Annotated in this window: 10 protein-coding genes; all 10 read left to right on the top strand. The window is 67.4% G+C overall.

Features of this window, described 5'->3' with window-relative positions:
• The first annotated feature begins 4 nt into the window (after positions 1 to 4).
• The 10 genes from E4L96_RS01350 to E4L96_RS01305 are packed head-to-tail and all read left to right on the top strand — an operon-like array spanning position 5 to position 12,337.
• A complete protein-coding gene (locus tag E4L96_RS01350; RefSeq protein ID WP_229414175.1) occupies positions 5 to 772 on the top strand; it encodes an XrtA-associated tyrosine autokinase in 768 nt (255 codons plus the stop codon).
• On the top strand, positions 765 to 2,324 hold the full coding sequence (locus E4L96_RS01345; RefSeq protein ID WP_167758563.1) for a TIGR03016 family PEP-CTERM system-associated outer membrane protein: 1,560 nt from the start codon (positions 765 to 767) through the stop codon (positions 2,322 to 2,324). Before E4L96_RS01350 ends, E4L96_RS01345 begins: the two co-directional genes overlap by 8 nt.
• 30 nt (positions 2,325 to 2,354) lie before the next feature.
• Positions 2,355 to 3,383 carry an XrtA/PEP-CTERM system-associated ATPase gene (locus tag E4L96_RS01340; RefSeq protein ID WP_135205440.1) on the top strand — a complete coding sequence of 343 codons (1,029 nt, stop codon included), beginning with the start codon at positions 2,355 to 2,357 and terminating at the stop codon, positions 3,381 to 3,383.
• Positions 3,376 to 4,530 (top strand): non-hydrolyzing UDP-N-acetylglucosamine 2-epimerase, encoded by a 1,155-nt coding sequence (wecB, locus tag E4L96_RS01335; RefSeq protein ID WP_135205439.1) that lies wholly within the window; start codon positions 3,376 to 3,378, stop codon positions 4,528 to 4,530. The genes E4L96_RS01340 and wecB overlap by 8 nt, the downstream gene beginning before the upstream one ends.
• A 20-nt stretch (positions 4,531 to 4,550) precedes the next feature.
• On the top strand, positions 4,551 to 5,402 hold the full coding sequence (locus tag E4L96_RS01330) for an XrtA system polysaccharide deacetylase (protein ID WP_135205446.1): 852 nt from the start codon (positions 4,551 to 4,553) through the stop codon (positions 5,400 to 5,402).
• The gene (locus E4L96_RS01325) at positions 5,399 to 6,505 is read left to right on the top strand and encodes a FemAB family XrtA/PEP-CTERM system-associated protein (protein WP_135205438.1); all 1,107 of its coding nucleotides are present in this window, start codon (positions 5,399 to 5,401) and stop codon (positions 6,503 to 6,505) included. The genes E4L96_RS01330 and E4L96_RS01325 overlap by 4 nt, the downstream gene beginning before the upstream one ends.
• 4 nt (positions 6,506 to 6,509) lie before the next feature.
• Complete coding sequence (locus E4L96_RS01320; protein WP_135205437.1) at positions 6,510 to 7,718, top strand: TIGR03087 family PEP-CTERM/XrtA system glycosyltransferase; 1,209 nt, start codon at positions 6,510 to 6,512, stop codon at positions 7,716 to 7,718.
• A complete protein-coding gene (xrtA, locus tag E4L96_RS01315) occupies positions 7,705 to 9,288 on the top strand; it encodes an exosortase A (protein ID WP_135205436.1) in 1,584 nt (527 codons plus the stop codon). Before E4L96_RS01320 ends, xrtA begins: the two co-directional genes overlap by 14 nt.
• A complete protein-coding gene (locus E4L96_RS01310; protein ID WP_229414174.1) occupies positions 9,285 to 10,454 on the top strand; it encodes a glycosyltransferase in 1,170 nt (389 codons plus the stop codon). The genes xrtA and E4L96_RS01310 overlap by 4 nt, the downstream gene beginning before the upstream one ends.
• Positions 10,442 to 12,337: an XrtA/PEP-CTERM system amidotransferase gene (locus E4L96_RS01305; protein WP_135205435.1), complete on the top strand. Its 1,896-nt coding sequence runs from the start codon at positions 10,442 to 10,444 to the stop codon at positions 12,335 to 12,337. The genes E4L96_RS01310 and E4L96_RS01305 overlap by 13 nt, the downstream gene beginning before the upstream one ends.
• Positions 12,338 to 12,360: the final 23 nt, after the last annotated feature.

Below are 12,360 nucleotides of genomic sequence, written 5' to 3'. Positions count from 1 at the left end.
GGCTGTGGCTGCGCCGGCCACCGCGCCGGTCCCGGCCGCCCGCATTACCACCCGCTCGGTCGAGCTCGACCTGGTCCGCATGCAGGAGATGGGCCTGGTCACCGCCGCCGGCGGCCGGACCCCGCTGGTCGAGGACTTCCGCATCATCAAGCGCCCGCTGCTCAAGCGCGCCCAGGCCGCGCGTGACCCGAAGAATCCGCCGGCCAACCTGATCATGGTGACCAGCTCGCTGCCAGGGGAAGGCAAGACCTTCTGCGCGATCAACCTGGCCATGAGCATCGCCATGGAACTGGACACCCGCGTGCTGCTGGTCGACGCCGACGTGGCCCGCCCGTCCGTGCTGCGCACCCTCGGCCTGCCGGCCCAGCGCGGCCTGATGGATATCCTGCTCGACGACAAGCTGGACATGGCGGATGTCATGCTGCGCACCAACGTCAACACCTTGACCCTGCTGCCCGCCGGCACCAGCAACCCGCGCGCCACCGAACTGCTGGCCTCCCAGGCCATGAGCCACCTGGTGTACGAGATCGCCAACCGTTACCCGGACCGGATCGTGATCTTCGATTCGCCGCCGCTGCTGCTGACCTCCGAAGCGCACGTGCTGGCCGCCCACATGGGCCAGATCTGCGTGGTGGTGGAAGCCGAACGCACCACCCAGCACGCCGTCAAGGACTCGCTGCGCCAGCTCGAGGGCCTCGCCAACGTCAACCTCATCTACAACAAGACGCGCGAGTTCCCCGGTACCGAAACCTATGACTACCACTATGGCTGATTCGCGCGGACCGGCGTCCGCGAGGCTGCAGCGCGCGCCCATCGCCCTGGCGGTGCTGGCGCTGTGCGCGCTCGCGCCGGCCGCCCGCGCGGAAGTCAAGGTGCTGCCCTCGGTCGAAGTGCGCGAGACCTGGACCGACAACGTCTCCTTGCAAAACGATGACGCCCGGCGCTCCGCCTGGGTCACCGAGATCGCGCCCAGCATCGGCCTGTACAGCAACAGCCGGCGCCTGAAGATGCGCGCCGAATATGCCTACCGCTACTTCAAGTCCAGCGACGAGCATGACGGGGTGCAGAACCACTCCAACCAGCTCAACGCGGACCTGCACAGCATCCTGGTGGACGACCTGCTGTTCTTCGACGCCGGCGGCACCATCGGCCAGCAGGCTGTGTCGCCGTTCGGCCAGCAGATCAACGACAATCCCTACGCCTCCGCCAACCGCACCGAGATCCGCACCTGGCGCCTGTCGCCCTACGTGGTGCACCGCTTCGGCGCCTTCGCCACCGGCCAGCTGCGCTACGTGCACGACCACGTGGGCGGCGGGCGCCAGGTCGGCTTCGGCCAGAGCGGCGGCGACACCGCCTCCTTCTCGCTGGCCAGCGGCCCCAGTTTCACCCGCTTCGGCTGGAGCGCGCAGGGCTCGCGCCAGGTCATCGACGACGACAAGGCCGGCAAGAGCAGCAGCACCACCGAGAGCGTGAACCTCAGCTGGTCCGCCAGCCGCACCTTCAGCCTGACCGGCTCCGGCGGCTACGACAAGTACAGCTTCGCGGGGCCTGGCGGCGACACCACCGGCGCCTTCTGGAGCACCGGCTTCAGCTGGGTGCCGAGCACCCGCACCGCGGTCAAGGCCAGCTTCGGCCACCGCTTCTTCGGCAAGACCTACGAGCTCTCGGCCCTGCACCGCAGCCGCCAGACCTCGTGGAACATCGGCTACTCGGAAGAAGTGACGACCATGCGCTCGCAGATGACGCTGCCCGCTGCCTTCGACACCGCCGCGCTGCTGGACAACCTGTTCCGCTCCCAGATTCCGGATGCCGCGCAGCGCGCCGCCGCCGTGCAGGCCTACATCAAGGCCACCGGCCTGCCTCCCTCGCTCACCGACAGCATCAGCTACCTGTCCAACCGCTACATCCTGCAGAAGGAATTTCAGGCCTCGGCGGCCTGGCGTGCGGCCCGTTCCAGCGTGGTGGTGACCGCGGTCGATACCCGCCGCCACGCGCTGTCCGCGATCGAATCGGACAGCGCGCTGCTCGGTTCCGTGCGCGACAACACCAATGACGACACCCGCATGCAGGGCTTGACCGGCATGTGGAACTGGCAGCTCAACGCCCGTAGCGCCGTCAACCTGGGCCTGACCGCCAGCCGCACCAAGTCCCTCACCGTGGAACGCGACGACAAGAACCGCGCCGTGCGCCTCGGGATGTCCAGCCAGTTCAAACCCAAGCTGCGCGGATCGGTCGAGGTGCGCCACGTGATCGGCACCCTCGGCGGCGGCGCCCGCGACTACACCGAAAACGCCGTAGCGGCAGCGCTCTCGCTGCAGCTCTGACGACCTCCAGGACGCTTCAGGAATACGACGATGTACGAAACCTATTATGGTCTCAGCGCCAAGCCTTTCCGGCTGAGGCCCGATCCCAACTTCTTCTTCGGGTCCAAGGGCCACAAGCGCGCCATGGCCTACCTGGAGTACGGCCTGTCGCAGGGCGAGGGCTTCATCGTCATCACCGGTGAAGTCGGCGCGGGCAAGACCACCCTGGTGCGCAACCTGTTCAAGCAGCTGGAGTCCGAGCAGATCGTGGCCGCGCACGTGGTCAACACCCACCTCAACTCCGAGGACACGCTGCGCACCGTGGTCGCCGCCTTCGGCCTGCCGTACGAAGACGCCAGCAAGACCGCGCTGCTGACCCGTCTGGAGCAGTTCCTGCGCTCCTGCGACCAGCAGGGCAAGCGCGCCCTGCTGGTGGTGGACGAAGCGCAGAATCTGACCCCGCGCGCGGTCGAGGAACTGCGCATGCTGTCCAACTTCCAGACCGACGACAAGTCGCTGCTCCAGACCTTCCTGCTGGGCCAGCCCGAGTTCCGCGGCACCCTGCACAGTGCCAGCATGGCGCAGCTGCGCCAGCGCGTGATCGCGACCTACCATCTGGGCCCGATGGATGCGGGCGAAACCCGCGCCTACATCGAGCACCGTTTGAGCACCGTGGGCTGGAAGGGCGACCCGTCCTTCACCCAGGGCGCCTACGACGCCATACACGAATACACGGGCGGCATCCCGCGCAAGGTCAATACGCTGTGCGACCGCTTGCTGCTCAATGGCTACCTGGAAGAGCTGCACGCTTTCAGCGAGGAGCAGGTCGCCGACGTGATCCGCGACATCGAGCAGGAGTACGTGGTGCCCGGCAAGGATGCCGCCGAGGCCGCGCCGACCCTGCAGGTGGCTGCGCTGGAACCGCACGAACTGGCGGCCCTGCAGGCAGCGCCCGAACCCACCGTCATGGACGAGCGCATGGTGCGCCTGGAGAAGTCGATTGTCTCCGTGCTCGCCATCCTGAAAAAAATCGTCGGCACCAACCCGAACTCGAACATCCCGCACGACCATCATGAATAACGAGAACAATTTCAGCCTCCTGTGCGTCGTCGGCGCACGCCCGAACTTCATGAAGATGGCGCCGATCATGGCCGCCTTCTCCGCCCTGCAGCCGAAGGTGGACGTGAAGCTGGTCCACACTGGCCAGCACTACGACGTGGCCATGAACCACCAGTACTTCCAGGCCCTCGGCATTCCCGACCCGGACATCAACCTGGAAGTGGGCTCCGGCTCGCACGCCGTGCAGACCGCGGACGTGATGAAGAAGTTCGAACCGGCGCTGGACGAGGTCCAGCCGACCGCCGTGCTGGTGGTCGGCGACGTGAATTCCACCATCGCCTGCGCGCTGGTCGCGACCAAGAAGGGCGTGCCCGTCATCCACGTGGAAGCAGGCCTGCGCAGCGGCGACCGCGCCATGCCGGAAGAGATCAACCGCGTGCTGACCGACCAGATCTCGGACCTGCTGTTCACCACCGAGGAATCGGGTAAGGCCAACCTGCTGCGCGAAGGGATCGCGGATGGCCGTATCCACTTCGTCGGCAACGTAATGATCGACACCCTGCGCCGCAACCTGGAGCGCGCGGTGCCGACGACGCAGATCTGTGCGGACCATGGACGCCCCGATTTCCTGAAGGGGAAGGCTGGCTACGCCGTGCTCACGCTGCACCGCCCGTCCAACGTCGACGACCCGGCCGTGCTCAAGGCGCTGCTGGAAACGGCCGCGAAAATCGCCGAGCGCACGCCGATCATCTTCCCGGTGCACCCGCGTACCCGCGGCATGATCGACAAGTTCGGCCTGTCGCACCTGGTCGACCGTTCCGATGTACTGCTGCTGCCGCCGATGGGCTACCTGGAGATGCTCGGCCTGATGAAGGACGCGCGCGTCGTGCTGACCGACTCCGGCGGCATCCAGGAAGAGACCACCGCGCTGGGCACGCCCTGCATCACCCTGCGCAACAACACCGAGCGCCCGATCACGGTGGACGAAGGCACCAACACCATCGCCGGCCAGGATCCGCAAAAGATCATGGCCGCGTACGAGGATGTCATGGCCAACGGCGGCAAGGCCGGCCGCGTGCCGCAGTTCTGGGATGGCCGCGCCTCCGAGCGCATCGCCGCCGAAGTGCTGGCGTGGATGCAGCGCGGCTGCACCATCGCCGCTGCCTGAACGGAGTCCCCGTCATGGACATGAAGGTGCGCATCCGGAATGCGATGACCTGCGACGTGGAAGACTACTTCCAGGTCTCGGCCTTCGCGCCGCACATTTCGCGCGACAGCTGGCCCGAGCGCGAGTGCCGCGTCGAGCGCAACATGGACCGCATTCTCGGCATCCTGGATGCCGCGAATGTGAAGGCCACGTTCTTCACGCTCGGCTGGATCGCGGAGCGCTACCCGCAGGTGGTGCGCCGCATCGCCGCGGGCGGGCACGAACTGGCCAGCCACGGCTACGGCCACCTGCGCGCCTCCGACCAGGACCGCGCGGAATTCGACCAGGACATCAAGAGCAGCAAGGCGCTGCTGGAAGATTTGAGCGGCCAGCAGGTGCTGGGCTACCGCGCCCCGTCGTTCTCGATCGGCGCGCAGAACCTGTGGGCCCTCGATGCGCTGCAGGAAGCCGGCTACAAGTACAGCTCCTCGATCTACCCGATCGCGCATGATCACTACGGCATGCCGGAAGCCCCGCGCTTCGCTTTCCGCCCGAATGGGCCGGATGGCCTGCTGGAGGTGCCGGTGACTACCATCCGCGTCGGCCAGAAGAACCTGCCCGCGGCGGGCGGCGGCTATTTCCGCCTGCTGCCTTACCCGCTCTCGCGCTGGATGATGAACCGCGTGAACCAGCAGGATGGCCAGGCCGCCGTGTTCTACTTCCACCCGTGGGAGATCGACACGGAGCAGCCGCGCCCCGCAGGCCTGGGCCTGAAGACGCGCTTCCGCCATTACGTCAACATCGGCCGCATGGAAGACCGCATTCGCGCCCTGACGCGCGACTTCGCGTGGGACCGCATGGACAATATTTTCCTGAACGGAGCTGGCAAATGAGCTCCATCATCGAAGCGGCGGCGGAAAAGCGCGCCGTCGATCTCGCCGCGGCGGCCGAAGCGGCCAAGCCCGTCCTCAAGCTGCTGCAGCCGGGCGACCACGCCCGCTGGGACGCGTTCGTGGACGCCTGCCCGCAGGCCAACTTCTTCCACAAGGCCGGCTGGCAGCGCGTGGTCGAGGAATCCTTTGGCCACAAGACCTGGTTCTACTACGTCGAGCAGAACGGCGCCATCACCGGCGTGCTGCCGCTCGGCGAAATCAAGAGCCGTTTGTTCGGCCACTTCCTGGGCGCCCTGCCGTTCTGCGTGTACGGCGGCGTCGCCGCCAGTACCGACGCCGCGCGCGCCACGCTGGAAGCGGCCGCCGAGAAGCTCGCCCACGACCTGGGCGCCGGCCACCTCGAATACCGCGTGATGACGCCCGCGCACCCGAACGATCCCTCGTTCCATGTGAAGGACCTGTACTACACCTTCCGCAAGGAGATCACGGCGGACCACGAGGCCAACATGAACGCCATCCCGCGCAAGCAGCGCGCGATGGTCCGCAAGGGCATCAAGCTGGGTCTCCAGGGCCACATCGACGACCACGTCGACCGCCTGTTCACCGCATACGCGACCAGCGTGCACCGCCTCGGAACCCCGGTGTTCCCGAAGAAGTACTTCGCGCTGCTGAAGGAGGTCTTTGGCGAGCAGTGCGAAGTGCGCGTGATCACCACGGCCGACGGCCAGCTGGTGGCGGCCGTCCTGTCGTTCTACTTCCGCGACGAAGTGATTCCGTACTACGGCGGCGGCATGGACCTCGCGCGCCAGGTGGCGGGCAATGACTTCATGTACTGGAACCTGATGGAGTACGCCGCCAACAAGGGCTGCCGCATGTTCGACTTCGGCCGCAGCAAGGCCGGCACCGGCGCTTTCGACTTCAAGAAGAACTGGGGCTTTACCGCCGCGCCGCTGCCCTACGAGTACAAGTTGATCAAGGGGACCGAGCTTCCGGATAACAATCCGCTCAACCCCAAGTACCAGCTGTTCATCAAGATGTGGAAGAAGCTTCCGCTGCCGGTGGCGAACTTCCTCGGACCTTTCATCGTCAAGGACCTGGGCTGACGCCGTGGACAACCTGCTGCTCCTGATCCACCGGATCCCCTACCCGCCGAACAAGGGCGACAAGATCCGCTCGTACCATCTGCTCCGGCACCTGGCGCAGCACTACAACATCTTCCTGGCGACCTTCGTCGACGACCCGGATGACTGGCAGTACGTGCCGCATGTGCAGGCCATGTGCACGCTGTCGTACTTCGGCGCCCTCAATCCGACCAAGGCCCGCATCCGCAGTTTGAAAGCGCTGTTCGGCAAGCGCTCGCTCTCCCTCGACTATTACAACGACACCCAGATGCACAACTGGGTGCGCGAGGTAATGGCGCGCCAGCCGATCAGCCGGGTGGTGGTGTTCTCCTCGCCGATGGCGCAGTACGCCGAACCGCTGGTGAACACGCGCCGCGTGGTCGACTTCTGCGATGTGGACTCGGACAAGTGGCGCCAGTACGCGGACAAGAAGTCCTGGCCCATGAGCTGGTTGTACCGCCACGAGGCGAAGCACCTGCTGGCCTATGAGCGCCACATCGCGCAGACGTGCGACGCCTCGCTGTTCGTGTCCGCACCGGAGGCGGAGCTGTTCCGCAGCCTGGCGCCGGAAAGCGCCGCCAAGACGGGCCACTTCAGTAACGGCGTCGACACCGAGTTCTTCTCGCCCGCGCGCACCTACGCCAACCCGTACGCCGAGGGCGAACAGGCGCTGGTGTTCTGCGGCGCGATGGACTACTGGCCCAACGTCGACGCGGTGCAATGGTTCGCCAACGAGATCCTGCCCGCCGTGCGCGCGCGCCATCCGCAGGCGAGCTTCTATATCGTCGGCGCCCGTCCAGCGGCGGACGTGCAGGCCCTGGCCTCCCTGCCGGGCGTGAAGGTGACCGGCACCGTGCCGGACGTGCGCCCCTACGTCGCCCACGCCGCGCTGTCGGTGGCCCCGCTGCGCATCGCGCGCGGCATCCAGAACAAGGTGCTGGAAGCGATGGCCATGGCCAAGACCGTGGTGGTATCGCCGCAGGCGCTGGAAGGCATCGAGGCCGCACCCGGCCGCGAAGTGCTGCTGGCCGAGGACGCGGGCAGCTTTGCCGCCCAGGTCATTGCCGCGCTGGACGCGCCGGATGCCGCCATCGGCCACGCGGCCCGCGACACCGTCGAAACGCGCTATGGCTGGAGCAGCCACCTCGCGCGCGTGCAAACCCTGCTGGAGTCCGAATCCCATGCTGCAGGCTGACCAGACCCTCCTTGAAACGCCGCCGCCTGCGCCTGCGCGCGCGGCCGGTGCCGACAGCGGCGTGCCGGCCTTCCTCCTGCTCATCGGCGCGCTGCTGGTGCCGGTGCTGGTCTACTTCAGCACCGCCGCGTCCATCGTGTCGGTGTGGGACCGCTCCGAGACCTTCGCGCACGGCTGGGTGATCATGCCGATCAGCCTCTGGCTCATCTGGCAGCGCCGCGACACGCTGCGCCAGCTGCCGGTCAAGCCGTTCTGGCCCGCGCTGGCCGCGCTGGCCCTGTGCGGGGCGGGCTGGCTGATCGCGGACCTCGGCGAAGTCGCCGTCGCGCGCCAGTACATGTTCGCGGCCATGCTGCCGCTGACGGTGCTGGCGGTGCTGGGCCGCCAGATTGCGCGCGCCCTGCTGTTCCCACTGGTCTTCATTCTGTTCGGCGTGCCGTTCGGCGAAGTGTTCGTGCCGCCGCTGATCCAGATCACCGCCAACTTCACGGTCGATGCGCTGGTCGCCACCGGCATCCCCGTCCTGCGCGAAGGGAATTCCTTCACCATCCCGACCGGGAACTGGTCGGTGGTGGAAGCCTGTTCCGGGGTGCGCTACCTGATTTCCTCGGTCACGCTGGGCTGCCTGTACGCCTACCTGAGCTTCCGTTCGCGCCTGCGCCAGGCGGTGTTCATCGGCCTGTCCGTGGTGGTGCCGATTCTCGCCAACGGCCTGCGCGCCTACATGATCGTCATCATCGGCCACCTGTCCGGCATGACGCTGGCGGTGGGCGTGGACCACATCATCTATGGCTGGGTGTTCTTTGGCCTCGTGATGTTCCTGCTGTTCTGGATCGGCAGCTACTGGCGCGAGGACCGCACGCCGGGCAAGCCCACGCCGCCCGCGGTGCCGGAACGCGCGGACCGCACGGTGCTGACCAAGCCCGTGCTGGCCATGCTGGCCAGCGTGGCCGTCGTCATCGGCCTGTGGCCCGCGTGGGCGAAGCATGCCGAGACCAGCCAGTTCAATCCCGCCAAGCCGGACCTCTCAGCGCTGGCGCTGTCCAGCTGGCAGACTGTCCCCACCTTCACTGACTGGACCCCGCAATTCGTGGCGCCGAGCGCCGAGGTGGCGCGCAGCTACCGCGCCGGCACCGAGCAGGCGGGCGTGCTGGTCTACTACTACCGCAACCAGCAGCAGACCGGGTCCAAGCTGGTCTCCTCGGTCAACGTGCTGGCGCGCGACAAGGGCAGCTACACCCAGGTGCGCCAGGCCGTCCGCACCGAAAACATCGGCGGCCGCGCGCTGCAGGTGCGCGAGACCGTGCTCTCGGACGGCACGCGCCGCCTGCTGGTGTGGTCCTGGTACTGGGTCGGCGGCGCCACCACCACCAGCGACGCCAAGGGCAAGCTGCTGCAGGTGCGCGAGAAACTGCTGCATGGCCGCGACGACGGCGCCGCGGTGCTGCTGTACGCGCCCTTCGACGACAAGCCGGAGCCCGCGCGCGCCACGCTGCACGCCTTCGCCGCCGCCAGCCTGCCGGCGATCGAGGCCACGCTCGACGCCCAGCTGGCGCAGGGCCGGCCGTGAGCGACGCCATGGACCAGCCGCCGCTCGTCGTCCACCTCACCCACGCATTGTCGTTCGGTGGGCTGGAGTCGCTGCTGGTCGAACGCATCAACCGCATGCCGGCCGGCGCCTACCGCCACGCCGTCATCTGCCTGACCCGGTCGAACCCCGACTTCGCGCGCAAGATCCGGCGCGAAGGCGTGCAGATCGTCGAGCTGCACAAGCCCGCCGGGCTGGCGCTGTCGACGCACGCGGCCCTGTACCGCGCGCTGCGCCGCTTGCGCCCCACGGTGCTGCATGCCTATAACCTGGCCGCCGTCGAGTACGGCCCGGTGGCCCTGCTGGCGGGCGTGCCGGTGCGCGTGCACGGCTCGCACGGCCGCGACGCCGCCGATCCGCATGGCCTGAACCCCAAACACAACGCGCTGCGCCGCGCGATGGTGCCGTTCTACGACTGCTGCTACGCCAATTCCGGCGCCATGCTGGACTGGCTGCGCGCCACCATCAAGGTCTCGGACGAGAAGAGCTGCCTGCTCTCCAACGGCATCGACGCCGACCGCTTCCGCGCCAAGGACGGTCCGGACGAGGAGGGCGCACCCATCGTGATCGGCACCGTGGGCCGGGTGGAGCAGGTCAAGAACCACGCCGCGCTGCTGGACGCCTTCCTGCTGCTGCGTGAACGCCAGCCGCAGCTGCGCGAGCGCCTGCGCCTGGCCATCATCGGCGACGGCCCGGTGCTGAACCAGCTGCGCGCCCGCGCCGCCGATGCGGGCGTGGCGGACGCCGTCTGGCTGCCCGGCACCCGCACCGATGTCGCCGACATCCTGCGCACCTTCCGTGTGTTTGCCATGTCCTCCATCGCCGAGGGCACGCCCGGAGCAGCGCTGGAAGCGATGGCCACCGCGCTGCCGGTGGTCGGCACCCGCGTGGGCGGCATCCCGGAAGTCATCGAGGACGGCGTGACCGGCACGCTGGTGCCGCCGTCCGATCCCGCGGCGCTGGCCGCGGCCCTGGAACCCTTTGTGCTGGACGCCGCGCATGCAGCGCGGGTCGGCACCGCAGGGCGCGAACGCGTCCTGCGCAAGTACAGCATGGGCGCGATGGTGGCGGCTTACCAGTCGCTCTACGACACGCTCTGCGAACGCAAAACCCCATTGAGAAAGCCCGCCAAATCATGTGTGGAATAGTCGGTATTTTTGATACGCGCGGCCAGCGCGACATCGACCCGGCGCTGGTGCGCCGCATGAACGCGACCCAGCGCCACCGCGGCCCGGACGAAGACGATGTCTACACCGAGCCGGGCATGGCGTTCGGCCACACCCGCCTGTCCGTGATCGACATCGCGGCCGGCCAGCAGCCGCTGTCCAACGAGGACGGCAGCATCACGGTCTGCTACAACGGCGAGATCTACAACTACCGCGAGCTCACCGCGCAGCTCAAGGAACTGGGCCATACCTTCAAGACCAAGTCGGACACCGAAGTGATCGTGCACGCCTGGGAAGAGTGGGGCGTCGACTGCGTGCACCACTTCCGCGGCATGTTCGCCTTCGGCCTGTTCGACCGCAACCGCCGCCAGCTGTTCCTCGCGCGCGACCGCCTGGGCGTGAAGCCGATGTTCTACACGCTGCTGCCGGATGGCTTCCTGGCCTTCGGCTCGGAGCTTAAGTCGCTGCGCGCGCTGCCGAATCTCCCGCGCGCGATCGACCCCTGTGCCGTGGAAGAGTACTTCGCCTACGGCTACATCCCTGAGCCGCGCACCATCTACAAGAGCGCCTACAAGCTGTCGCCGGGCTTCCGCCTGCTGCAGAACGTGGGCCAGCCGCTGGCGCAGCCGGAGCAGTTCTGGGACGTGCCCTTCAAGCTCGATACCGCCATCACCATGCAGGATGCGGAGGAAGAGCTGATCACCCGCCTGCGCGAAGCGGTCAAGATCCGCCTGGTGGCCGAGGTGCCGCTGGGCGCCTTCCTGTCCGGCGGCGTGGATTCCAGCGCCGTGGTGGCGATGATGGCCGGCCTGGCCGACGGCCCGGTGAACACCTGCTCGATCGCCTTCAACGACAAGAAGTACGACGAATCGGAATACGCCCAGCAGGTCGCGCGCCAGTACCAGACCGACCACTACACCGAGACCGTCGACACCGACGACTACGCGCTGCTGGACACGCTCTCGCACCTGTATGACGAGCCGTATGCCGACAGCTCCGCCATCCCGACCTACCGCGTGTGCCAGCTGGCGCGCAAGCGCGTGACGGTGGCCCTGTCCGGCGACGGCGGCGACGAGAACCTGGCCGGCTACCGCCGCTACCGCTTCGCGATGGCCGAGCACAGTGTGCGCGGCCGCATCCCGAGCGCGCTGCGCAAGCCCGTCTTCGGCACCCTGGGCCGCCTGTACCCCAAGGCCGATTGGGCGCCGCGCGTGTTCCGTGCCAAGAGCACCTTCGAAGCCCTGTCGCGCGACCTGGTGGAGGGCTACTTCCACGGCGTCTCGATCATGACGGACGCCATGCGCCAGCAGCTGTTCTCGGACGGCTTCCGCACCCAGCTCCAGGGCTACAAGGCCATCGACGTGATGCGCCGCCATGAGCAGCAGGCGCCCACTGACGACCCGCTCTCGCTGATCCAGTACCTGGACATGAAGACCTACCTGCCGGGCGACATCCTGACCAAGGTGGACCGCGCCTCGATGGCGCATGCGCTGGAAGTGCGCGTGCCGCTGCTGGACCACAAGCTGGTCGAGTGGATCTCCAGCCTGCCTCCGGACATGAAGCTGCGCGGCGGCGAGGGCAAGTACATCTTCAAGAAGGCACTGGAAAAGCATCTGCCGCACGACATCCTGTACCGCCGCAAGCAGGGCTTCGCAGTGCCGCTGGAGAGCTGGTTCCGCGGCCCGCTCAAGGAGCGCGTGCGCGAAGCGCTGCTCGGCCCCCTGCTGGCCGACACCGGCATCTTCAACAAGAAGTTCCTGCATGAGATGGTGGAGATGCACCAGTCGGGCCGCCGCGACTACTCGGCCCCGATCTGGACCACCCTGATGTTCGAAGCCTTCCTGCGCAAGGAAATGAACGGTTAAGGCCAGGCGAGTGATGAATATGC

The sequence above is a fragment of the Zemynaea arenosa genome, assembly GCF_004614185.1.
Lineage (GTDB): Bacteria > Pseudomonadota > Gammaproteobacteria > Burkholderiales > Burkholderiaceae_D > Telluria > Telluria arenosa.
The sequence above is the reverse complement of the archived record's forward strand: the minus strand, read 5'-3'. Positions and strand labels throughout refer to the sequence as shown.

Bases quoted from the DNA above. Each gene is read 5' to 3' on its own strand.
- E4L96_RS01340 (WP_135205440.1), top strand. From the start codon at position 2,355: ATGTACGAAACCTATTATGGTCTCAGCGCCAAGCCTTTCCGGCTGAGG.
- wecB (WP_135205439.1), top strand. From the start codon at position 3,376: ATGAATAACGAGAACAATTTCAGCCTCCTGTGCGTCGTCGGCGCACGC.
- E4L96_RS01305 (WP_135205435.1), top strand. From the start codon at position 10,442: ATGTGTGGAATAGTCGGTATTTTTGATACGCGCGGCCAGCGCGACATC.
- E4L96_RS01330 (WP_135205446.1), top strand. From the start codon at position 4,551: ATGAAGGTGCGCATCCGGAATGCGATGACCTGCGACGTGGAAGACTAC.
- xrtA (WP_135205436.1), top strand. From the start codon at position 7,705: ATGCTGCAGGCTGACCAGACCCTCCTTGAAACGCCGCCGCCTGCGCCT.
- E4L96_RS01325 (WP_135205438.1), top strand. From the start codon at position 5,399: ATGAGCTCCATCATCGAAGCGGCGGCGGAAAAGCGCGCCGTCGATCTC.
- E4L96_RS01345 (WP_167758563.1), top strand. From the start codon at position 765: ATGGCTGATTCGCGCGGACCGGCGTCCGCGAGGCTGCAGCGCGCGCCC.